The 24,607-nt window shown below is 42.5% G+C and carries 19 protein-coding genes; 15 read left to right on the top strand and 4 right to left on the bottom strand.

Translation table 11 applies throughout. The annotated features are described in order from the left end of the window. The first annotated feature begins 74 nt into the window (after nt 1–74). From ACWJJS_RS09785 to ACWJJS_RS09805, 5 genes are all read left to right on the top strand, one after another. Nucleotides 75–290 carry a hypothetical protein gene (locus tag ACWJJS_RS09785; protein ID WP_003154062.1) on the top strand — a complete coding sequence of 72 codons (216 nt, stop codon included), beginning with the start codon at nt 75–77 and terminating at the stop codon, nt 288–290. A 259-nt stretch (nt 291–549) separates the two neighbouring features. Beyond that, nucleotides 550–942, top strand: a complete 393-nt coding sequence (gene nrdI / locus ACWJJS_RS09790; RefSeq protein WP_003154061.1) for a class Ib ribonucleoside-diphosphate reductase assembly flavoprotein NrdI — start codon at nt 550–552, stop codon at nt 940–942. Further along, a complete protein-coding gene (gene nrdE / locus ACWJJS_RS09795; protein WP_003154060.1) occupies nt 902–3,004 on the top strand; it encodes a class 1b ribonucleoside-diphosphate reductase subunit alpha in 2,103 nt (700 codons plus the stop codon). The genes nrdI and nrdE overlap by 41 nt, the downstream gene beginning before the upstream one ends. 17 nt (nt 3,005–3,021) lie before the next feature. After that, nucleotides 3,022–4,011, top strand: coding sequence for a class 1b ribonucleoside-diphosphate reductase subunit beta (nrdF, locus tag ACWJJS_RS09800; protein WP_024085331.1), 990 nt, complete (start codon nt 3,022–3,024; stop codon nt 4,009–4,011). A gap of 48 nt (nt 4,012–4,059) precedes the next feature. Then, nucleotides 4,060–4,680, top strand: a complete 621-nt coding sequence (locus tag ACWJJS_RS09805; protein ID WP_454023517.1) for a hypothetical protein — start codon at nt 4,060–4,062, stop codon at nt 4,678–4,680. A 49-nt stretch (nt 4,681–4,729) separates the two neighbouring features. Here ACWJJS_RS09805 and ACWJJS_RS09810 read toward each other — a convergent pair whose 3' ends face one another. Next, nucleotides 4,730–5,488 carry an N-acetylmuramoyl-L-alanine amidase gene (locus ACWJJS_RS09810; protein ID WP_015388201.1) on the bottom strand — a complete coding sequence of 253 codons (759 nt, stop codon included), beginning with the start codon at nt 5,486–5,488 and terminating at the stop codon, nt 4,730–4,732. A 306-nt stretch (nt 5,489–5,794) separates the two neighbouring features. On the opposite strand from ACWJJS_RS09810, the gene spoVK reads away from it, so the two are divergent. The 5 genes from spoVK (at nt 5,795) to glnA (ending at nt 11,343) form a co-directional block, all read left to right on the top strand. Beyond that, nucleotides 5,795–6,763 carry a stage V sporulation protein K gene (gene spoVK / locus ACWJJS_RS09815; protein ID WP_015417523.1) on the top strand — a complete coding sequence of 323 codons (969 nt, stop codon included), beginning with the start codon at nt 5,795–5,797 and terminating at the stop codon, nt 6,761–6,763. A 129-nt stretch (nt 6,764–6,892) separates the two neighbouring features. Beyond that, entirely contained in the window at nt 6,893–8,155 is a 1,263-nt protein-coding gene (gene hflX, locus ACWJJS_RS09820) for a GTPase HflX (protein ID WP_454023518.1), read from the top strand. A gap of 16 nt (nt 8,156–8,171) precedes the next feature. Further along, nucleotides 8,172–9,437: a methionine gamma-lyase family protein gene (locus ACWJJS_RS09825; protein WP_003154050.1), complete on the top strand. Its 1,266-nt coding sequence runs from the start codon at nt 8,172–8,174 to the stop codon at nt 9,435–9,437. 109 nt (nt 9,438–9,546) lie between these two features. After that, nucleotides 9,547–9,951, top strand: a complete 405-nt coding sequence (locus ACWJJS_RS09830; RefSeq protein ID WP_007410366.1) for a MerR family transcriptional regulator — start codon at nt 9,547–9,549, stop codon at nt 9,949–9,951. A gap of 57 nt (nt 9,952–10,008) precedes the next feature. Continuing rightward, nucleotides 10,009–11,343 carry a type I glutamate--ammonia ligase gene (gene glnA / locus ACWJJS_RS09835; RefSeq protein ID WP_003154048.1) on the top strand — a complete coding sequence of 445 codons (1,335 nt, stop codon included), beginning with the start codon at nt 10,009–10,011 and terminating at the stop codon, nt 11,341–11,343. Nucleotides 11,344–11,571: 228 nt separating this feature from the next. Here the strand turns inward: glnA and ACWJJS_RS09840 are convergent, their stop codons facing one another. Then, a complete protein-coding gene (locus ACWJJS_RS09840) occupies nt 11,572–12,666 on the bottom strand; it encodes an L-dopachrome tautomerase-related protein (RefSeq protein WP_454023519.1) in 1,095 nt (364 codons plus the stop codon). Nucleotides 12,667–13,206: 540 nt separating this feature from the next. Here ACWJJS_RS09840 and ACWJJS_RS09845 point away from each other — a divergent pair. Continuing rightward, nucleotides 13,207–14,598: an MFS transporter gene (locus ACWJJS_RS09845; RefSeq protein ID WP_060386956.1), complete on the top strand. Its 1,392-nt coding sequence runs from the start codon at nt 13,207–13,209 to the stop codon at nt 14,596–14,598. Between the two features lie 42 nt (nt 14,599–14,640). After that, nucleotides 14,641–16,242, top strand: coding sequence for a xylan 1,4-beta-xylosidase (gene xynB / locus ACWJJS_RS09850; RefSeq protein ID WP_171463513.1), 1,602 nt, complete (start codon nt 14,641–14,643; stop codon nt 16,240–16,242). Nucleotides 16,243–16,404: 162 nt separating this feature from the next. On the opposite strand, the gene xylR is transcribed toward xynB, so the two are convergent. Then, on the bottom strand, nt 16,405–17,559 hold the full coding sequence (gene xylR, locus ACWJJS_RS09855) for a transcriptional repressor XylR (RefSeq protein WP_146283496.1): 1,155 nt from the start codon (nt 17,557–17,559) through the stop codon (nt 16,405–16,407). 263 nt (nt 17,560–17,822) lie between these two features. Between xylR and xylA the strand changes: the two genes are divergently transcribed. From xylA to ppsA, 3 genes are all read left to right on the top strand, one after another. Continuing rightward, nucleotides 17,823–19,160 carry a xylose isomerase gene (xylA, locus tag ACWJJS_RS09860; RefSeq protein WP_454023520.1) on the top strand — a complete coding sequence of 446 codons (1,338 nt, stop codon included), beginning with the start codon at nt 17,823–17,825 and terminating at the stop codon, nt 19,158–19,160. Nucleotides 19,161–19,293: 133 nt separating this feature from the next. Beyond that, entirely contained in the window at nt 19,294–20,793 is a 1,500-nt protein-coding gene (gene xylB / locus ACWJJS_RS09865; protein ID WP_167860161.1) for a xylulokinase, read from the top strand. Nucleotides 20,794–21,255: 462 nt separating this feature from the next. Further along, nucleotides 21,256–23,853: a phosphoenolpyruvate synthase gene (gene ppsA / locus ACWJJS_RS09870; RefSeq protein WP_454023521.1), complete on the top strand. Its 2,598-nt coding sequence runs from the start codon at nt 21,256–21,258 to the stop codon at nt 23,851–23,853. Nucleotides 23,854–24,367: 514 nt separating this feature from the next. Here the strand turns inward: ppsA and ACWJJS_RS09875 are convergent. Continuing rightward, nucleotides 24,368–24,466 (bottom strand): YjcZ family sporulation protein, encoded by a 99-nt coding sequence (locus ACWJJS_RS09875; protein WP_003154037.1) that lies wholly within the window; start codon nt 24,464–24,466, stop codon nt 24,368–24,370. Between the last annotated feature and the right edge of the window lie 141 nt (nt 24,467–24,607).

The raw sequence follows: 24,607 nt of genomic DNA on the forward strand, positions 1-24,607 counted from the left end.
AGCGTTCGAATTTACAAAGCGGGCCGCACAAGCTACACTAAGTACTGACATTGATCATGCAGAGGGTGAGACGATTGAAACACAAGGTGATAATCAACCATTGGGAAGAAACTTGTGAAGATGATTCCTGCTATGAATATGGAACCAGCATCATCGTTGACGGCAAAGAACTGATCAGAGAGGCTTCCATCACAAGCGCTCTGAAAGCCGTACTGAAAGAAATCGGTGCTGATGTGGAGATTGAAGAAACCGTTGAAAGCGAAAAAAAATGTGATTCTTACAAAAAATAAGAATAAAAGTCTAGACTACTAAGCAGTTTTTTTTCATGTTATGATAGACATCGGCTTACACATGACACCTTGAGTAGGATGAGAGATGATTCTCGTTCTGCTCTCTTTTTTGGGCGTTAATCGGGCCGGAGCCAAAGTCCGCTCTTTCAAAAATATGAATTTTTTATAAATCGATCTCAATATGTTGTGTTTTTCTCAGAGGTTAGTATACTATATATAGTGTTAAGAGATTCATTATTTTTGATAGGTCGTGATAAGGATGGTTCAAATCATATTTGATTCAAAGACAGGGAATGTTCAGCGTTTTGTGAATAAAACAGACTTTCAGCTGATCCGCAAGGTGGACGAAACGGACCACGTGGACACTCCGTTTGTTTTGGTCACCTACACGACAAACTTCGGTCAGGTACCGGCATCAACACAATCATTTCTCGAAAAATACGCCCATCTCTTATTAGGAGTCGCTGCGAGCGGCAACAAAGTATGGGGCGATAACTTTGCAAAAAGCGCCGATACCATCTCTAGACAATATCAGGTGCCGATCTTGCACAAATTTGAACTCAGCGGCACATCTAAAGACGTTGAATTGTTTACTCAGGAGGTAGAAAGAGTTGTCACAAAATCAAGTGCCAAAATGGATCCAGTTAAATAACGAAATCATGATCCAACAAGATGGAAAATTCCAGTTTGATAAAGATAAAGAGGCTGTACATAGCTATTTTGTAGACTATATCAATCAAAACACAGTTTTCTTTCACGATTTAAAAGAGAAGCTGGATTATTTGATTGAAAACCAATACTACGAAGAGGAATTCTTAAGCCTTTATTCTTTTGAAGACATTAAAGAAGTGTTTAAGACAGCTTACGCTAAGAAGTTTCGTTTTCCTTCCTTCATGAGTGCGTTTAAATTCTATAATGACTATGCTTTGAAAACGAATGACAAGAAAAAAATCCTCGAGCGTTATGAGGACCGGATCTCAATTGTTGCGCTGTTCTTCGCAAACGGCGACACTGAGAAAGCAAAAGAATATGTGAACTTGATGATCAATCAGGAATATCAGCCAAGCACACCGACATTTTTGAATGCCGGCAGAAAACGCCGCGGAGAACTTGTGAGCTGTTTCTTGCTCGAAGTCAATGATTCCTTAAACGATATTTCACGGGCGATCGATATTTCCATGCAGCTGTCTAAATTGGGCGGCGGGGTTTCTCTTAATCTGTCCAAGCTCCGCGCGAAAGGTGAAGCGATTAAAGATGTTGAAAACGCCACAAAAGGTGTTGTAGGCGTCATGAAGCTTCTTGATAATGCGTTCCGCTACGCTGACCAAATGGGGCAGAGACAAGGCTCAGGCGCGGCATACCTGAACATTTTCCACCGGGATATTAATGATTTTCTTGATACGAAAAAAATCTCGGCTGATGAAGATGTCCGCGTTAAAACCCTTTCCATCGGCGTCGTGATTCCGGACAAGTTTGTCGAGCTTGCGCGTGAGGATAAAGCCGCTTATGTCTTTTATCCGCATACGATTTATAAAGAATACGGCCAGCATATGGACGAAATGGACATGACGGCGATGTATGAGGAGCTTGTCGACAACCCGCGCGTCAAAAAAGAAAAAGTAAATGCGCGCAAATTGCTTGAAAAGCTTGCCGTTCTCCGTTCTGAGTCAGGCTATCCGTACATTATGTTCCAGGATAACGTAAACAAAGAGCACGCGAATAACCACGTATCAAAAGTGAAATTCTCGAACCTTTGCTCTGAGGTGCTTCAGGCGTCACAGGTTTCAGCTTACACAGATTATGACGAGGAAGACGAAATCGGCCTGGACATTTCCTGCAACCTTGGTTCTTTAAATATTTTAAATGTCATGAAACATAAATCGATTGAGCGCACGGTGAAACTCGCGACGGATTCCCTGACTCATGTCTCCGAGACGACGGATATCCGCAACGCGCCGGCAGTCAGACGCGCAAACAAAGCGATGAAGTCGATCGGTCTAGGCGCGATGAACCTGCACGGCTACCTTGCCCAAAACGGCATCGCTTACGAAAGCCCGGAAGCAAGAGACTTCGCGAATACGTTCTTTATGATGGTGAACTTTTATTCCATCCAGCGTTCAGCTGAGCTTGCAAAAGAAAAAGGCGAAACGTTTGAGCATTATGAAGGCTCCACTTATGCAACGGGAGAATATTTCAATAAATATATCGAAAAAGAATTCTCGCCGGCATACGAAAAAATCGCTGCGCTCTTTGAAGGCATGCACATCCCGACAATCGAAGACTGGAAAGAGCTGAAGGCGTTTGTCGCTGAAAACGGCATGTACCACAGCTACAGACTGTGCATCGCGCCGACAGGCTCCATTTCCTATGTCCAATCCAGCACGGCGTCCGTTATGCCGATCATGGAACGGATCGAAGAAAGAACATACGGAAATTCAAAAACGTATTACCCGATGCCGGGGTTAGCGTCTAATAACTGGTTCTTCTACAAAGAAGCTTATGATATGGATATGTTCAAAGTGGTGGATATGATCGCGACAATCCAGCAGCATATCGATCAGGGAATCAGCTTTACCCTGTTTTTGAAAGATACGATGACAACTCGTGATCTGAACCGTATTGATCTGTATGCCCACCATAGAGGCATCAAAACCATTTACTATGCAAGAACGAAAGATACCGGGCAGGACAGCTGTCTTTCTTGTGTCGTTTGATTAAAGGAGAGTTAACAGTGACAAAAATTTATGACGCAGCAAACTGGTCAAAGCATGAAGATGATTTCACCCAAATGTTTTACAACCAAAACGTAAAGCAGTTTTGGCTTCCGGAAGAGATCGCATTAAACGGCGATCTTCTTACTTGGAAGTATTTGGGTAAAAATGAGCAGGATACGTACATGAAGGTGCTCGCCGGCCTGACACTGCTTGATACAGAGCAGGGGAACACAGGCATGCCGATTGTGGCCGAGCACGTCGAAGGCCATCAGCGAAAAGCGGTTCTTAATTTCATGGCGATGATGGAGAACGCGGTGCACGCAAAATCATATTCAAATATTTTTATGACGCTTGCTCCGACTGAAACGATCAACGAAGTATTTGAATGGGTTAAACAAAATAAATATCTGCAGAAAAAAGCGCAAATGATTGTCGGGCTTTACAAAGCCATTCAAAAAGATGATGAAATTTCACTGTTCAAAGCGATGGTTGCTTCCGTCTATCTGGAAAGCTTCCTTTTCTACAGCGGTTTCTATTATCCGTTATATTTCTACGGACAAGGAAAACTGATGCAAAGCGGTGAGATCATCAACCTGATCCTTCGTGACGAAGCGATCCACGGTGTATACGTCGGACTGCTGGCACAGGAAATATACAATAAACAAACAGAAGCGAAAAAAGCGGAACTTCGCGAATTTGCGGTTGAGCTTTTAGAAGAGCTTTATCACAATGAGCTTGAATATACAGAGGATCTCTACGACCAAGTCGGGCTGTCTCATGACGTAAAGAAATTCATCCGCTATAACGCCAATAAAGCTTTGATGAACTTAGGGTTCGATCCTTACTTTGAAGAAGAGGATATTAATCCGATCGTATTAAACGGATTAAACACCAAAACAAAATCACATGATTTCTTCTCCATGAAAGGGAACGGCTACAAAAAGGCGACGGTAGAACCGATTAAGGACGAAGATTTTTATTTTGGCCAAGATGAAGAGCAGATATAATATCTGCTCTTTTGGCTTGAGTGGAGAGGTAAGACAGGAGGAACGGGCATGAACAAAATGGATGAAATCATCTTGGCTGCACCGCGGAGTGACGTCTTTCAAAACGAAATGCTGACATTTCAGGGAGTCAACAGCCAGGATGAACGTATCATAAAAATTATGGCTCAGATTGAGGCGCATTTTTTTGAAATCAGAAGAGGCGACGCGGAAGAGGACCCGCGATTTAAACAGCCGATTCCGTATGTCGCCATCCGCCGTGATGATGAGGTATTTGTGTATGAGCGGCTCGCGGGCGGAGGGGAATCGCGCCTCCATAATAAGCTTTCTCTCGGCTTCGGCGGACACATGAACCCTATGGAAGGGGCGGCTTCATTTTCGGAAGTGCTGAAACAGAACACCGACCGGGAGCTGGCGGAAGAACTGTACATTCGCGAGGAGGACAAACAAAACATTGTCACACTCGGCCTGATCAATGATGATGAAAACGATGTAGGGAAGGTGCATATCGGCATCCTTTCTGCGCTCCAGTTAGCGTCTGCGGCACAAGTCGAAGTGAAAGAAAAAGATCAAATCGCCGGGTGCTGGATGAAACTGAGCGAACTGAAAGAGGAAAATGTGTATCAGCGTCTTGAAGCTTGGTCTCAGTTTGTCGCCGATATACTTCAATAACAAAAAACCCCCGTTCGTCCCAAAAAAGGGAGAGCAGGGGTTTTTTCATTTAGTCTTGCACAATGAAGGCATCAAATCCGGCTTTTTCGGCCCGCGCTGCCAACGCTTCAGCATAATCTCTGGAAGAGAATGCGCCGATCTGCACTTTGAATAAGCCGCCTTTTGGAAGCACAATCGCGTCAAAACCTTTAGACACCGCATCGGCGGCAAGCGCATCAGCATTTGCTTTCACTTTGAATGCGCCGATTTGCACTTTATATAAGTCAGCCTTTTTTTTTAGACCGAAAGCTTGCTCCAAGCCCTTGGCATGTCCTCTTGCAAGGCTTTCAATAAAACTGGCTGTTTTCAGTTTGTTTGCATCAGCTGACGTATCAACAAAACCATTCTCCGTCAAAATCGCCGGCATACTTGTCTCCCGCAGCACATGGAAGTTGGCTGTTTTTTTTCCGCGGTCATTAAAACCCGATGCTTGAATTACTTGCGTGTGGACGGCTGATTGGTAAGTCGAGGTCGGCGCTCCGACACCGGGGTAAATATAGCTTTCGAATCCGGTTCCGCCTCCTGAGTTAATATGAATGGATAAAAAATAATCTGCGCCCCAGCTGTTGGCGGCATCCGTTCTTTCCGTCAGGCTGACCGTCTTATCGCTTGTCCTGCTCATCGTGACAGAAACTCCTTCATACTCATTCGTCAGAATCGTGCGCAAAGCCAGCGCGATCTCCAGCGTGACCGCTTTTTCCTGAAGTCCGTTTCCGGTTGCACCTGAATCAGTTCCGCCATGACCGGGGTCTATAAAAATTTTAACCATTCTCCATCACCTCATTACAGCATATGATGATATTCAAAAGGTGCTTGTACGGCTGTCATTCATGAAAAAAATGAGAAATACACCCAACATTTCCCGGAAAATAAAAATAAATGGTTTGTCCTCCCGTTTTTGCTGAATACAATAAGAAATGAAAAATATTTCTCGGGAAAGCGCAGGATTCAACATCATTCCCGAAGAGAACGGAAAAAGTGACAGATAAAGAGGAAAACGGGCCTCATGATGATAGGCGGATGTCACAGAACCGCTTCATCATGAGTAAGATAAAGAGAGAACAGAGAGGTGAGCATGTTGGAGCGCGCTGTAACCTATAAAAATAACGGACAAATTAACATCATTCTTAATGGCCAAAAGCAAGTGCTGACAAATGCAGAAGCTGAGGCGGAATATCAGGCCGCCCTGCAAAAAAATGAAGCCAAGCACAGCATTCTGAAAGAAATTGAAAAAGAAATGAACACATTAGTGGGTATGGAAGAAATGAAACGCAACATTAAAGAAATTTACGCGTGGATATTCGTCAACCAAAAACGGGCCGAACAAGGGCTGAAAGTCGGAAAACAAGCTCTTCATATGATGTTCAAAGGGAACCCCGGCACCGGGAAAACCACCGTCGCGAGACTGATCGGCAAGCTTTTCTTCGAGATGAACGTTCTTTCCAAAGGACATCTGATCGAAGCGGAACGTGCCGATCTCGTCGGTGAATACATCGGACACACGGCGCAAAAAACGAGAGATCTGATTAAAAAATCGCTTGGGGGCATTTTATTCATTGATGAAGCATACTCACTTGCAAGAGGCGGAGAAAAGGATTTCGGTAAAGAGGCGATTGATACGCTTGTCAAACATATGGAAGACAAACAGCATGAATTTATTCTGATCCTGGCAGGGTACTCGAGAGAAATGACACATTTCCTGTCATTAAATCCCGGTCTGCAATCGCGCTTCCCTATCAGCATCGATTTTCCGGATTACTCTGTCACTCAGCTGATGGACATCGCAAAGCGCATGATAGCAGAGCGGGAGTATCAATTAAGCCAGGAAGCCGAGTGGAAGTTAAAAGATTACTTAATGACAGTGAAAAGCACGACAAGCCCCATTAAATTCAGCAACGGGCGCTTTGTCAGAAACGTGATTGAAAAATCAATCCGCGCTCAGGCCATGAGACTTTTAATGGGAGACCAATACTTAAAAAACGATTTAATGACGATCAAGAGCCAGGATTTACTTATAAAAGATGAGGCGGCAGCTCACGAATAGACCTCTCAGCCGGTTTGAGGGGTCTCTTTTTTATTTCTCTCTTTAAAACCCGCCGGATGTGTGGTATACGCCCTGCGGGTTTGGTATGATAGTACTACTGCCCAATACGACACAGAAAGGAACATCCATTTGAACGAACAGGAAGGAAAAATAGAAACGGTCATTTTGGTCGGCTGCCAGCTTCCGCACATGACAGATGAGCACTTTGAACATTCCATGGAAGAGCTTGCTTCATTGACAAAAACGGCTGACGGAACGGTGCTGACCCGGATTACGCAAAAACGGAACAGAGCGGATGCCGCTACATACATAGGCAAGGGGAAAGTAGACGAGCTGAAGGCGCTGTGTGAAGAGCTTGAAGCGGATCTGGTTATTTTTAATGATGAACTGTCACCGAGCCAGCTTAAAGCACTCGCCACTGCAATTGAAGCGAAGATCATCGATCGCACGCAGCTTATTTTGGATATATTCGCAAAAAGGGCGAAGACGAGAGAAGGAAAGCTTCAGATCGAATTGGCCCAGCTTCAATACGCGCTGCCGCGTCTGAGCGGACAAGGAATCAATCTCTCAAGACAAGGCGGCGGAATCGGGACGAGAGGGCCCGGTGAGACAAAGCTTGAAACAGACCGGCGCCACATTAGAAACCGCATACACGAAATTAACGTGCAGCTGTCAACGGTTATCCGCCACAGAAGCCGTTATCGGGAGAGACGCAAAAAGAACGGCGTGCTTCAGGCTGCACTCGTCGGTTATACCAATGCAGGAAAATCAACGTGGTTCAATCAATTAACAAGCTCAGACAGCTATGAAGAAGATCTGCTGTTTGCAACACTTGATCCGATGACGAGAAAGATGGCGCTCCCAAGCGGCTACAGCGTCCTTTTGTCTGATACGGTCGGCTTCATTCAGGATCTGCCGACGACGCTTATTGCCGCTTTCCGTTCAACGCTTGAGGAAGTGAAGGAAGCAGACTTGATCATTCATGTCATTGATTCATCCAATGAAGATTATGCCGGGCATGAACAGACTGTCCTCGGTCTGTTAAAAGAGCTTGAGGCAGACGACATTCCGGTGCTGACCGCTTATAACAAACGTGATGAGACACTTCCTGACTTCATCCCGACAGCTGGAGAAGGCCACATCATGATCAGTGCCAGAATCGCCGGGGATGAAGCGAAACTAAAAGCGGAAATCGAAGCTTATTTGCGCCGGGAGCTGATGACGCCGTATGAAGTTCATGTGCCTGCCGCCGAAGGCAAATTGATGTCACGCATCAAATCAGAGACCATGATCGACAGCCTTTATTTTAATGAAGAAAATGAACGCTACGAAGTCTCAGGTTATGTACAGGAAGAACAAAGCATACTCGGAAAATTGAAGAAATTCATGTAAGGAAGGTATACACAACATGTTTGACACACTGACCCACGGCGCTCTTTTACAAAAAACCGCCGAAGAAACAGAAGCGGAAATCTCCGCCGTTCATAAAAGAATAGAAGAAATCAGTGAACGGAATGAATGGAGAGTCCTGCAAAGCTACAGAAAACATAAAGTAAGCGATACGCATTTTACGCCTTCAACCGGATACGGTTATGATGACATCGGACGAGATACACTGGAGAAGATCTATGCTGATGTGTTCGGAGGAGAGGCGGGACTTGTGCGGCCGCAAATCATTTCGGGTACGCATGCGATTTCAATCGCGCTCTTCGGTGTGCTGAGACCCGGGGACGAATTGCTTTATATCACAGGCAAGCCTTACGATACACTCGAGGAAATCGTCGGAGTAAGAGGCGGGGAGTATTCAGGCTCGCTTAAGGAATTTCAAATCGGATACAATGCAGTCGATTTAACATCAGAAGGCAGAGTGAACTTTGAAGCAGTCCGGGCTGCAATCCAACCGAATACAAAAGTGATCGGCATCCAGCGTTCAAAAGGATATGCGAATCGTCCGTCTTTCAGAATAAATGAAATTGAAGAGATGATTCGTTTCGTAAAGGAAATCAAAGAAGATGTCATTGTTTTTGTGGACAATTGCTACGGAGAATTTGCAGAAGAGCGGGAACCCTGCCACGTCGGAGCGGATCTTATGGCCGGCTCCCTGATTAAAAACCCGGGCGGCGGCCTTGCTAAAACGGGCGGCTATCTTGTAGGGAAAGCCAAGTGGATTGAGGCCTGCTCTTACCGGATGACCTCCCCGGGAATCGGAAGTGAAGCCGGGGCTTCGCTTTATTCACTGCAGGAAATGTATCAAGGTTTCTTTCTCGCTCCGCATGTAGTGGCGCAAAGCTTGAAGGGAGCGGTATTTACCGCCCGTTTTCTTGAAAAGCTCGGCTTTACGTCAAACCCTGCATGGAATGCGCCGAGAACGGATCTGATTCAATCAGTTGAGTTTCAGGACCCTGATAAGATGATCGCTTTTTGCCAGGCGATACAATATGCCTCACCGATTAATGCGCATGTGACGCCTTATCCGAGCTATATGCCGGGATATGAAGACGATGTCATTATGGCAGCGGGCACTTTCGTACAGGGAGCAAGCATTGAATTATCAGCAGATGGACCTATCAGACCGCCTTATGTCGCGTATGTCCAAGGAGGATTAACCTACGCGCACGTGAAAAATGCGATTTGCAGCGCCGTAAATGCTTTAATGGAAAAAGAGCTGATTTAGGCCGGTTGCAATTTTCAAAGAATTTGATGTTAAGATTCCTTACATTGTATTGACACAAAATATAACATCACCTATAATGAGACTAAGATAAGAAAAGGAGGAAATTGAGATGAGTGATAACATTCGCCGCTCAATGCCTTTATTTCCAATTGGGATTGTCATGCAGTTAACAGAACTTTCTGCCCGGCAAATTCGATATTATGAGGAAAATGGATTGATATTTCCAGCGAGAAGCGAAGGAAATAGACGATTATTTTCATTCCATGATGTAGATAAACTGTTAGAAATCAAAAATCTGATTGAACAAGGCGTCAATATGGCGGGGATCAAACAAATTCTGGATAAGGCATCTGCCGAACCGGAAGAAAAATCCGAAAAAACCGCCAAACCGATGAAGCACAATCTGTCTGATGACGAACTCAGAAAGCTTCTGAAAAACGAACTGATGCAGGCAGGCCGTTTCCAGCGGGGAAATACTTTCCGCCAAGGTGACATGTCCCGATTCTTTCATTAATCCGTTAGCAACTGTTTTGCTATATACATTTACCTTTTAGAGGAGGAGTTTTACGAAATGGCAAAGTACACAAGAGAAGACATCGTAAAATTAGTAAATGAGGAAAACGTAAAGTATATCCGCCTTCAATTCACAGACATTCTCGGAACGATTAAAAACGTGGAAATTCCTGTGAGCCAGCTTGAAAAAGCACTTGATAATAAATGCATGTTCGACGGTTCTTCCATCGAAGGTTTCGTCCGTATCGAAGAGTCTGATATGTACTTATATCCTGATCTGAACACTTTTGTAATCTTCCCGTGGACGGCTGAAAAAGGTAAAGTAGCACGCTTCATCTGTGACATTTACAATCCGGACGGCACGCCGTTCGAAGGTGACCCGCGTAACAACCTCAAACGGATTCTGAAAGAAATGAAAGAACTCGGTTTCAGCGATTTCAATCTTGGACCTGAGCCTGAATTCTTCCTGTTTAAATTAGATGAAAAAGGCGAACCGACGCTTGAATTGAACGATAAAGGCGGATACTTCGACCTGGCTCCGACTGACTTGGGAGAAAACTGCCGCCGCGATATCGTGCTTGAGCTTGAAGAAATGGGCTTTGAAATCGAAGCATCTCACCATGAAGTTGCTCCGGGTCAGCACGAAATCGATTTTAAATATGCCGGTGCCATCCGTTCTTGTGACGACATCCAAACTTTCAAACTGGTTGTCAAAACGATCGCCCGCAAACACGGTCTGCATGCGACATTCATGCCAAAACCGCTGTTCGGCGTAAACGGTTCCGGTATGCACTGCAACCTATCACTCTTTAAAGATAACGTTAACGCATTCTTTGATAAAGACGCTGATCTTCAGCTGAGTGAAACAGCAAAACATTTCATTGCCGGTATCGTAAAACACGCGACAAGCTTTACGGCTGTCACAAACCCGACAGTGAACTCTTACAAACGCCTTGTTCCGGGCTATGAAGCACCTTGCTACGTGGCATGGAGCGCGCAAAACAGAAGCCCGCTGATCCGTATCCCGGCTTCCCGCGGCATCAGCACGCGTGTTGAAGTCCGCAGCGTAGACCCGGCGGCAAACCCGTACTTGGCGTTAAGCGTATTGCTTGCAGCAGGCCTTGACGGAATCAAAAACAAACTTGAAGCACCGGCTCCGATTGACCGCAACATCTATGTCATGAGCAAAGAAGAGCGCATGGAAAACGGCATCGTAGATCTTCCGGCGACACTGGCGGAAGCTCTCGACGAATTCAAATCAAACGAAGTCATGGTTGCAGCGCTCGGCGAGCACCTGTTCGAACACTTCATCGAAGCAAAAGAAATCGAATGGGATATGTTCCGCACACAGGTTCATCCGTGGGAGCGCGAACAATACATGTCTCAATATTAATCTCTCAATCCCTTGGCACTATTGGTGTCAGGGGATTTTTAAATTTTGGGTCATAAGATTAAAAGAACAATATTTTTGGTCCTTGACCAAAATATGACCAAAAAAAATTGAAGTTATGAATCTAACTCCATAATTGAGGACACGTATTTATTGTAATCCCTTATTCGGTTTAGGATGAAGGCTACATGAAGCCAATTATGCTCTAAAATGAACCGGCCATTTTTATTTTCAAAAAGCAGGAGCAGGAAATTCATCAATTTTGATACGAAGTAAACTATAAGGTTTCTGTCGTAAGTCTTTTCCATAATGAAATCTAGCTTGCCGGTGTAATTGGTTCACGATGACGTATAAGTATTCATCCGGACCAATCGAAAAAGTATCCGGCCATAAAATTCTCGGATCATGTGCGATGGTTTGCATTGTGCCATTCGGCAGTATTTTTCGAATACTATTGTTCTCATAATCTCCGGCATAAACGGCTCCTTTTGCATCTGTAATCATTCCATCAGACGCGCCTTTTTCTCCCCAATACGCCACATGATAAAGTAAATCCATGTCCGATATATTTCTATCTCTCAGGGCTTCTGTTGAGATAGAGAACAAATGGCGGCTGGTCAGGGGACAAAAAAATAATACCTTTCCGTCAGGAGAGATCGCAATACCGTCGGATGCCAGCCTAAATGGGGAAGTTGAACCATCCTTGTTACGATTCATCAAAATTTTTCCTTCTACTTTCGGTATAAAAGAGGAATCCGGTGAAGTTGGATTTGCTCCATTTAACCGTCTAAATGCGTTTCCGGTTTCTAAATCAACGACGATAATAGCTCCTGGTCCTTTGGAAGAAGAATCCGTTATATAGGCATAACCTGCAGTTCCGACACGAAAATCAAATCGGACATCATTCAGGTAGGTTGTTGGAAGGACAACATCTTCTGTAAAGGTATACACTCTTCTGATTGTATTGGTTTTTAAATCAACAGCGACTAATTTTGCCCCGCCTTTAATTGGTTCAGAAAAATTGGGCGCCGCTGTATCTAGTATCCAAAGCGTTCCTCTTCCATCAGCAACTACACTTTGGACACTGATGAAAGTCATTTTGATATTCTCAAAGTTAACCAAATTGGTTTGTGAATCAGGATAAGGCTGCAATTTATCTCCAATTATTTCCGCTACCGTAAATTTAACATCGTCTCCCCATTTCGGAAAACAAATGAATATACGACCGGTTTCTGAGACAGTAACACCGGTAGGCATAGCTCCATAAAATGCATAAACCAGTTCTAAATCACCAAAATATTTTTCAAAAGGCAGCATAGGTTTCATAATATCCTCCTCAACCAATTAAACGGGATATCACTTATATATGATTCGCATTTTTTTAAGTGCATGTTTCTTAATAAGTTTTTCTAAACAAAAGATGATGGAAGTGCTTATCATTTAATAAATCAGTCAGGTGACACATAGGGTTTTTACTTAACGTCTGTCGAAGGAGCCGGCAATTACAACATGGTATGTCCTTTGATCGGTTTTAAATTTTCTGAAAAAAGAGTTGAAAAAGCAGAAAAGATTTTATAATATGAAATCAAGTTAGTTTGTTCGATCAACAAACTAATAAACCACTTTAATTGTCCTTCATGTAAAGGTCTTAAATGGGAGGGGGATAAGAGGCTCGATTTAATTGGAGGTATATATAAAACGAAAGCCAAGCTTTTATCCTGTTCACTATGATGAAAATGCTCTGTGAAAGTAAACCGCTATCATTTTTTGAAAGCGCTTTTATAAAGCCTTAACTGGCCGATAAAATTGAAGAAATGTACCATTCATCATGTTCCTTATGTAAAGGATCGAAAAGGGGAGGAAATCATGCTCAGTGAAAATGTAAAGAAGATCAGCATGGTTGAAAAAGTTGGATATGCGTCTGGAGATTTTGCATGTAATTTAATTTATGCAACAGTGTCTACTTATCTTTTGTTCTTCTATACAGATATATTTGGTTTACCGGCAGCAACAGCCGGTACGATGTTTTTAGTGGTTAGAATCATCGACGCTCTCGCTGATCCTTTTATTGGAACGATAGTAGACAGAACAAATAGCAGGTTTGGACGCTTCAGACCGTATCTTTTATTCGGAGCTTTTCCATTTGTCATATTGGCAATACTCTGTTTTACAACCCCGGATTTTTCGGATATGGGGAAATTAATATATGCCTATATCACCTATGTCGGTTTATCGCTTACATACACAATGATAAACGTGCCATATGGCGCGTTAACCTCTGCAATGACCCGAAATAATCAAGAAGTTGTTAGTATAACGTCTGTCCGTATGTTATTTGCGAATCTTGGGGGACTTGTCGTTGCATTTTTTGTTCCCTTGCTGGCTGCTTATTTAAGCGATACTTCCGGCAGCGAATCTCTTGGCTGGCAGCTAACCATGGGTATTATGGGAGTTATAGGCGGGTGCCTTTTAATCTTTTGTTTTAAAAGCACAAAAGAGCGTGTCACGCTTCAAAAATCTGAAGAAAAAATTAAATTATCGGATATATTTGAGCAATTTCGTGTTAATCGGCCTCTAGTTGTATTAAGTATTTTCTTTATTATTATTTTTGGAGTGAATTCAATCAGTAATTCGGTTGGCATCTATTACGTAACGTATAATTTAGAAAGAGCGGATTTAGTGAAGTGGTACGGTTTGTTGGGAAGTTTGCCTGCTTTGGTCATTTTACCGTTTATTCCAAAGCTTCATCAATTATTAGGGAAGAAGAAATTACTAAACTATGCATTATTACTGAATATGATCGGCCTCTTAGCTTTACTGTTTGTTCCGCCAAGTAATGTATTCCTGATACTTTCCTTTCGATTGCTGGCCGCTGCAGGAAGTCTCACTGCCGGGGGATATATGTGGGCGCTTATTCCTGAAACAATCGAATATGGAGAGTATAAGACCGGGAAAAGAATGGGCGGTCTCATATACGCTATTATCGGATTTTTCTTTAAATTTGGCATGGCCTTGGGAGGGGTTGTACCGGGTTTGGTTCTTGATCAGTTTGGATATGTGGCAAATCAGGTGCAAACGCCGGAGGCATTGACGGGAATTTTAATTACAGCAACCATTATTCCCGTGTTCTTACTGGTTCTGGCCATGATTGATATTAATTTCTATAACTTAGATGAGAAAAAATATAAAAACATGGTTCGAGAATTAGAGAATAGAGACAAAGTTTATTTGGATCATATTGACGATTTCAAAGCTTAAAACATGATGAGTCAACAGAAAATAGCTGAGGAGGAGTTCAAAATGAAGATTATCAATCCAGTACTTAAAGGATTCAACCCCGATCCGAGTATTTGCAGGGTGGGAGAGGATTATTATATCGCTGTATCTACATTTGAGTGGTTTCCGGGAGTCCAGATACACCATTCAAAAGATTTAGTCAATTGGCACTTAGTTGCACATCCATTACAGAGAGTTTCGCAATTAGACATGAAAGGAAATCCTAATTCAGGCGGGGTCTGGGCGCCATGTTTAAGTTACAGCGACGGAAAGTTTTGGCTGATCTATACGGATGTTAAGGTCGTAGATGGCGCCTGGAAAGATTGCCACAATTATTTAGTGACTTGTGACACGATTGATGGTGATTGGGGGGAGCCGATCACATTAAACAGCTCGGGGTTTGATGCTTCTTTGTTCCACGATACGGATGGGAAAAAATATTTATTAAATATGTTATGGGATCAGCGTATTGATCGGCACTCCTTTGGAGGCATTGTCATGCAGGAATATTCTGATAAGGAGCAAAAACTGATCGGTAAACCGAAAGTGATATTTAAAGGAACTGAAAGAAAGCTGACGGAAGCGCCGCATCTTTATCATATCGGGAACTATTATTATTTATTAACCGCAGAAGGAGGAACGCGGTTCGAACATGCTGCTACAATTGCCCGTTCTGCAAATATTGAGGGGCCATATGAAGTTCATCCTGATAACCCAATCTTAACGTCATGGCATGCGCCGGAAAACCCATTGCAAAAATGCGGGCATGCATCTATTGTTCACACACATACAGATGAGTGGTATTTAGCCCATTTAACGGGACGTCCCATTCATCCGGACGATGATTCAATTTTTCAGCAGAGAGGATATTGTCCTTTGGGCAGAGAAACAGCTATACAAAAGCTCTATTGGAAAGATGGCTGGCCTTATGTAGAAGGCGGAAAAGAAGGGAGCTTGGAAGTGGATGTGCATTCTATACCTGAAACACTGTTTGAAGACACGTATCCGGAAGTTGATGAATTTGAGGATGCAGCATTAAATATTAATTTTCAAACATTAAGAATCCCTTTTACGGAGAAATTAGGTTCATTAACTCAAGAGCCAAATCATTTACGATTATACGGCCATGAATCCTTAACTTCGACATTTACTCAGGCATTTGTAGCCAGACGCTGGCAAAGTCTCCATTTTGAAGCGGAAACGGCTGTTGCGTTTTATCCGGAAAATTTTCAGCAAGCCGCTGGTTTGGTGAACTATTACAATACAGAGAACTGGACGGCTCTTCAAGTCACGCATGATGAAGAACTCGGCCGTATTCTTGATTTAACGATATGTGATAACTTTTCTTTTTCACAACCGTTAAAAAATAAAATTGTGATTCCCCGTGAAGTCAAGTATATCTATTTAAAAGTGAATATTGAAAACGAAAAATATTATTATTTCTATTCATTTAACAAAGAAGATTGGCACAAAATCGACATTGCATTGGAATCGAAAAAATTATCAGATGATTACATCCGCGGCGGGGGATTCTTTACAGGAGCTTTTGTAGGGATGCAATGCCAAGATACGAGCGGTCATCATATTCCGGCCGACTTCAGATATTTCCGTTATAAAGAAAAATGAATGTCCGCATGAAAAAGGAGCTTTCTATTTTGGAACTCCTTTTTCATATTAGAATGTGCCTGTGTGGAAAAACACGTCAGATATGCTCCCATTCAGGATGAAAATAACAAAACAAAAAACCCATCTTTAAAGATGAGCGTAAAACATAGAAGTTTATACATTTCAGTTATGAACCATGTCGAGAAAATGATCAATAACAATAGAGGACATTCCTAAAGCGGGTGCATTTTTTCCTAAGAAAGATGGTAATAGTTCATAGCTATTGTCTAGGTGGGAATAAACCCTGGACGACACTTCGCTTTTAATTGAATGTAAAACCATAGGATGCGATTCAATGATGCTGTTTCTTAAAATGATGGCTTGCGGATTGAATGTATTTAAAATATTGGTCAGGCCTATTCCTAAATAGAAACCAAAATTCTGTAATGCATGTAAAGTTCCAATATCATTCAGATGGGCGAGGTCTATGATATCTTGAGTGGACACTTTTTTCTCTTTCGTCTTTAGAGATTTTATTAAAGCCTTTTCTGAAGCATACAATTCCCAGCAGCCTCGGTTTCCGCAACTGCATTTCGGACCATTAAAGTCTATTGTCATATGTCCCATTTCTCCAGAGAATCCGCCAACCCCTCTGTATAAATCATTGTTTATAATAACGCCGATTCCTATCCCTGTACCGATACTTGCATAAATCATGTTATCGTGATTTTTGGCAGCACCAAATACTTTTTCTCCATATGCGCCGGCATTTGCTTCATTTTCAATAAAAACGGGCATATTGAACTTCTTTTGGATGAAAGATTTTAAGTCAATATCTCTCCAGTTGGAGTTCGGAGCGAAAACAATTTTTTGATTTTTATCAATTAACCCGGGAACGCATATGCCTATACCAATAAGCCCGTACGGAGATTGCGGCATATTTGCAATAAAGTGATGAATCATATCTATTAAAATGTCTTTCGTTATTTCTGGAGAATTGCATTCCAAATGGTGGTGTTGGTCAAGGACGATCGTCCCTTCAAGATCTGTTAAAATGCCATTAATATAATCCACGCCAACATCTATTCCTACGGAATATCCTGCTTTTTTATTAAAAACAAGCATGACAGGTCTTCTGCCGCCGCTTGATTGTCCCTGACCTATTTCAAATACGAGGTTTTCTTTCATTAATGTGTTTACCTGTGACGAAACAGTTGATTTATTTAATCCGGTCATTTCAGATAATTTTGCTCTTGAAATAGGAGAATTCTTAAGTATTTCGTTTAGTAATAACTTTTGGTTAACTTTTTTGACAAAGGCTTGATCAGCGATATCCACTTCATCCACTCCATTTGTATAATCTTTAAATTAAGTTGAACGTTCTGTGTTATCGTGCGAAACGCAGTACATAGCGAATGCAACCTTTATTATATCTAATGTGTTCGTAAAAAACTAAAAAAAATATTGAAAATACTGATGAGGTTATATAAGATGAAAATAAGTTAGTTTGTTTAGGCAACAAACTAATATATAACATGACATAAAAGCATCTGTATTTGAATGATCATGTTTAGAATTTATTTTTAAGGGGGAAATCACACATGGCTCACTCTCATTCTGGTTCAGTCGGCTATTTTGAAAGCGTAAACAAAGTGATTTACGAAGGGAAAGATTCCACTAATCCTTTAGCATTTAAATATTATAATCCTCAAGAAGTAATCGGCGAAAAGACAATGAAAGAGCATCTGCGATTTTCTATTGCCTATTGGCATACATTTACCGCTGACGGCACAGACATGTTTGGCGCAGCTACGATGCAGAGACCGTGGGATCACTATAAAGGCATGGATCTGGCGAGAGCGAGGGTAGATGCAGCGTTTGAGATGTTTGAAAAACTGGATGCGCCATTTTTTGCTTTTCATGACCGGGATATCGCACCGGAAGGAAGTACGTTAAAAGAGACGAATCAAAATCTGGATATAATCGTGGACATGATAAAAGAGTACATGAGAACAAGCAGCGTTAAGCTATTATGGAATACTGCAAATATGTTCACGAATCCCCGTTTCGTCCATGGTGCCGCGACTTCTTGTAATGCAGATGTATTTGCGTATGCCGCAGCCCAAGTAAAAAAAGGATTAGAAACAGCAAAAGAGCTTGGCGCTGAGAACTATGTATTTTGGGGCGGACGTGAAGGGTACGAAACTTTGTTAAATACCGATTTAAAATTTGAGCTTGATAATATGGCCAGATTTATGCATATGGCAGTGGATTATGCGAAGGAAATCGGGTATACAGGGCAGTTTTTGATTGAACCAAAACCAAAAGAGCCGACCACCCATCAATATGATACGGACGCAGCAACAACCATTGCCTTTTTAAAGCAATACGGCTTAGACAATCATTTTAAATTAAATCTCGAAGCCAATCATGCCACATTAGCCGGGCATACATTCGAACATGAATTACGCATGGCGAGAGTGCATGGCCTTCTTGGCTCTGTTGACGCGAATCAGGGTGATCCGCTTTTAGGCTGGGACACAGATGAATTTCCGACAGATTTATATTCTGCGACATTAGCAATGTACGAAATCCTGCAAAATGGCGGTCTTGGAAGCGGAGGATTAAACTTTGACGCAAAGGTCAGGAGATCTTCTTTTGAGCCTGATGATTTACTATATGCCCATGTTGCAGGGATGGATACATTTGCAAGAGGATTGAAAGCCGCACACAAGTTAATCGAAGATCGTGTGTTTGAAGATGTGATTCAACACCGTTACCGCAGCTTTACTGAAGGGATTGGCCTTGAAATTGCAGAAGGAAGAGCTGATTTCAATACGCTTGAGCAATATGCGCTGAACAATCAGCCAATTAAAAACGAATCAGGGAGACAGGAACGGTTAAAAGCGATATTAAACCAATACATTTTACAGGTATAACAAATGAAAAAAGAAGTTCCAGATCCCGCTGTAAAAAGATGCAGGCAGCCAAGTTCCCAATTGCCCGTCATGAAGTTACTGTTATGGCGGGTCATTTCAATGGGGATCTATTTAGAGAGGAAGGAGTGAAAAAATGAAGTATGTCATTGGAATAGACCTTGGAACGAGTGCCGTTAAAACCATTTTAGTCAATCAAAACGGCAAGGTTTGTGCAGAAGCGTCCAAAAGTTATCCGCTCATCCAAGAGAAGGCGGGATATAGTGAGCAAAATCCTGAAGACTGGGTGCAGCAAACAATTGAAGCATTGGCTGAATTGATTTCGATATCCAACGTTCAAGCCGGAGATATTGACGGGATTAGCTATTCAGGACAAATGCATGGGTTAGTACTGCTTGATCAAGATCGGCGGGTGCTGCGTCATGCGATTCTTTGGAATGATACTAGAACGACGCCTCAATGCAGCAGGATAACCGAGACATTTGGCGATCATCTGCTTGATATCACAAAAAATCGTGTCCTTGAAGGGTTTACATTACCTAAAATGTTATGGGTGAAGGAACATGAGCCTGAACTTTTTAACAAAACCGCTGTTTTTCTGCTTCCGAAAGACTATGTGAGATTCCGCATGACCGGCGCCGTTCACACCGAATACTCCGATGCGGCAGGAACGTTACTTTTACATATGACCCGCAAAGAGTGGAGCGATGAGATTTGCAATCAATTTGGTATTTCAGCGGAAATTTGTTCTCCGCTGGTTGAATCCCATGACTGTGTAGGATCGCTGCTTCCGAGCGTTGCGGCGAAGACAGGGCTGCTCGAAAAAACAAAAGTATACGCTGGGGGAGCAGATAATGCTTGCGGTGCTGTCGGAGCCGGTATTCTTTCTTCGGGAAAAACATTATGCAGTATCGGGACGTCAGGAGTCATACTTTCCTGTGAAGAAGACAAAGAAAGGGACTTTAAAGGGAATGTGCACTTTTTTAATCATGGAAAGAAGGATTCTTTTTATACGATGGGAGTCACGCTCGCTGCAGGGTACAGTTTGGACTGGTTTAAAAGAACGTTTGCGCCGAACGAATCGTTTGAACAATTATTGCAGGGCGTGGAATCTGTTCCGATAGGAGCAAACGGACTGCTGTACACTCCTTACTTGGTCGGTGAAAGAACGCCGCATGCTGATTCATCTATTCGGGGAAGCTTGATCGGAATGGACGGAGCCCATAAAAGAGAGCACTTTTTGAGGGCGATAATGGAAGGTATCACATTCTCTTTATATGAATCAATTGAGCTATTCCGCGAAGCGGGAAAATCAGTTGATACGGTTGTCTCTATTGGCGGGGGAGCTAAAAATGAAACGTGGCTTCAAATGCAGGCTGATATTTTCAATACGAGGGTGGTTAAGTTAGAAAATGAACAAGGTCCGGCCATGGGGGCTGCGATGTTAGCCGCCTTCGGAAGCGGGTGGTTTGACTCTCTTGAAGAATGTGCAGAGCAGTTCATTCATGAAGCAGCTGCATTTTATCCAAAAGAACAAAATGTTCAAAAATATAAAACACTATTCGAGTTGTATAAGAACATTTACGTTCACACAAAAGATCTCAATACAGCTTTAAAGAGCTTTCGACAAACCTAATTTTCAGGAGGTCAGTTGAGGGATATCAAAGCAGCGGCAGCGCTAATATAACTTCAAATGTGTTAACTATTGAAGGAAACAGATAAGCATTCTTGTAAGTTGTGACTGCATCAGTCTAAACTCATATGACGATGAAATGAGAAGTATACACACAAAACATCCCCTCACATTGCGTGAGGGGGATGTTTTTTATTATTGAGATTTTCCTGTTTCTTGAATCCGTGGAGATAGCCTTTCTGCAATGGATTCGCAGGTATTACTCAACTTCAGGAGTTCCTTAGAAAATGAAGAAAGAACCTCGCCAAATTGGCCAGGTTCTTTTTATATTGCACAAAAACAGACACGGTGATATAATCAGAACACGCACGCTTTTTGTGTGAAAGGTCATAGTTATCCATCTTATATTATGATTATATCATGCTGAAAAGCTCTTGTCAAATTTTTTTGAAGGGGAGATATAGAATGAGTTCTTTGGTTCTCGGCATTCACGAAATTGAAAAAACACAGCCTTTGCTCATTGGAGGAAAAGGGTTACATTTAGGGGAATTATCAAAAATCCAAGGAATACAAGTACCGGAAGGATTTTGTGTCACAACCGCAGGATATCAAAAAGCCATTGAACAAAACGAAACGTTACAAGCGCTGTTGGATCAACTGACCATGCTGAAAGCGGAGAATCGCAATCAAATTAGTGAAGTCAGCAAAAAAATCCGGCAAACCATTATGGAAGCAGAAATTCCTTCAGATGTAGTCAAAGCAGTCGCTTGCCATCTCTCCCGGTTCGGCGAAGAACATGCCTATGCCGTACGTTCCAGTGCGACAGCTGAGGATTTACCGCATGCCTCTTTTGCCGGTCAACAAGACACCTATTTAAATATTACCGGCCTCGATGCGATCTTGCAGCATATCAGTAAATGTTGGGCGTCCCTATTTACGGATCGCGCGGTCATTTACCGTATGCAAAATGGATTTGATCACAGCCAAGTTTATTTATCCGTTATCATCCAAAGGATGGTGTTCCCTCAGGCTTCGGGGATTTTATTTACCGCTGATCCGATGACCGGAAACCGAAAGCTGCTATCCATTGATGCCGGTTTTGGACTTGGTGAAGCACTTGTCTCCGGCTTAGTCTCTGCCGATTGTTATAAAGTACAGGACGGGCAAATCGTCGATAAGAGAATAGAAACTAAAAAATTGGCTATCTATGGACGAAAAGAAGGCGGAACGGAAACACAGGAGATCGCTCTTGATCAGCAAAAGATTCAAACACTGACTGATGAACAAATTTTACAGCTGGCACGTATCGGGAGACAGATCGAAGCTCATTTCGGCCAGCCGCAAGATATCGAATGGTGTTTGGACCGCGATACTTTTTATATTGTCCAAAGTCGTCCGATCACAACGTTATACCCCGTTCCTGAAGCGCACGATCAAGAAAATCACGTCTATATCTCTGTCGGTCATCAGCAAATGATGACGGATCCCATAAAACCCCTTGGATTGTCTTTTTTTCTGTTGACGACTGCTGCACCCATGCGTAAAGCCGGCGGAAGGCTATTTGTCGATGTCACACATCAACTGGCATCCCCTAATGTCAGAGAAGTTTTCTTAAAAGGTATGGGGCAGCACGATCCGCTCTTAAAAGACGCACTTATGACCATAATAGAGCGACATGATTTCATTAAGCCGATACATGATAAAACGGCGCCGATTCCCGGCAAAGGCAATGCAGATATGCCGGATCAAGCTGAAAATGATCCTGCAATTGTTTCTGATTTGATTAAGAGCAGTCAGGCATCGATAGAAGAGTTAAAACAAAACATCCAGACGAAATCAGGATCTGATTTATTTCGTTTTATTTTGGAAGATATCCAGGAATTAAAGAATATTTTATTTAATCCAAAAAGTTCGGTGCTGATTCGAACTGCAATGGATGCTTCATCATGGATTAACGAAAAAATGAACGAGTGGTTAGGTGAAAAAAACGCAGCAGATACGCTTTCTCAATCTGTACCCCATAATATTACTTCAGAAATGGGGCTTGCGCTATTGGACGTCGCCGATGTGATCCGTCCTTATCCAGAAGTAATTGCCTATTTAGAGAATGTAAAAGATGATCACTTTTTGGATGGGCTGGTGAAGTTTGAAGGCGGGCGGGAAACCCATGACGCTATCTATGCTTATCTCAACAAGTACGGAATGCGATGTGCCGGAGAAATTGATATCACAAGAACTCGATGGAGCGAAAAACCAATTGCACTTGTCCCTATGATTCTTAATAATCTCAAAAACTTTGAGCCAAATGCCAGCCAGCGGAAATTTGAGCAGGGGCGGCAGGAGGCGTTGAAGAAAGAACAAGAGTTATTAGACCGATTGAAGCAATTACCGGATGGTGAACAAAAAGCTAGAGAAACTAAACGAATGATCCAAATCATCCGGAACTTCAGCGGATTCAGAGAATATCCAAAATACGGCATGATCAGCCGCTACTTCGTTTATAAGCAGGCTTTACTGAAAGAAGCCGAACAACTCGCAAAAGCGGGGGTTATTCATGAAAAAGAAGACATATACTATCTCACTTTTGAAGAACTTCAGGAAGTCGTACGCACAAATAAATTGGATTACCAAATCATCAGCACACGAAAAGGCGAGTACAAAGTATATGAAAAACTATCTCCGCCGCGTGTTATCACGTCTGACGGTGAAATCGTTACAGGCGAGTACAAACGAGAAAATCTCCCGGCCGGAGCGATTGCCGGGCTGCCCGTTTCCTCGGGAGTCATAGAGGGCAGGGCACGGGTTATTTTAAACATGGAAGATGCCGATTTGGAAGATGGGGATATATTAGTTACCCCCTATACTGATCCCAGCTGGACACCATTGTTTGTGTCCATAAAAGGCCTGGTCACTGAAGTTGGCGGACTGATGACCCATGGAGCGGTTATCGCGCGTGAATACGGCTTACCTGCAGTTGTTGGAGTTGAAAATGCAACCCAATTGATAAAAGATGGGCAGCGAATCCGCGTTCATGGAACAGAAGGCTCTATTGAAATATTATAATAGCGGGTGTGTGCACGTCACCAGCTATTTCCCGCATATTAACTGACAAATACCGAACAAAAAGAAAAGCCGGAACCTTTCAGAAGAGGAATCCGGTTTTTTATGTGAAAATGATTTAATGTGAGAACACCGCATTTTGTGGGCGGACCCTTACAAAAAAGATTCAGTGGCTAAATCTAACGATGACAATTTTATAAAGGTGAGTAATATCCTTTTTAAGTTCACAGCCTCTGTAATCCTGATGAATTAAAAATGCCTTAGTTTTTTAACAACTATTTAGGGGTTTTGTTCATGAACAAGTCTTTATTCTGAATTGAATTGTTCGCCTTATTCTTCATAGCGGCAATATTGGCGCAGGCAGGGGAGAAAACTCTCCCGCTTACCAGAGTGAAAATAAAAAATGTTTATCTTAGATAGATTTTTTTAAAAAGTAAAAACGCCATAAAACTTCTTATGGCGTCTGTCCGAACTAAGGGATGCAATGTTTGGGAGACGAATATAAATCGTCAATGTGCTAGAAAAGGAATGCAGCACCTACAATGATTAACAAAATGAAAAGCACAACGATCAATACGAAAGAACTTCCACCGTAATTTCCACCGTAGTTCCCCATATTATTGCCACCTCCTGTTGTTAGGATAGTACATAATATGCCGGACGATAAATTTCGACATAGATTTAAGTCTAAATAAGAAAAAATGGATATTAAGCCTAAAATGAAGAGCTTCTAAGAATATGAAATAATGGAAAGAGA

Source organism: Bacillus sp. JK106 (assembly GCF_053663355.1).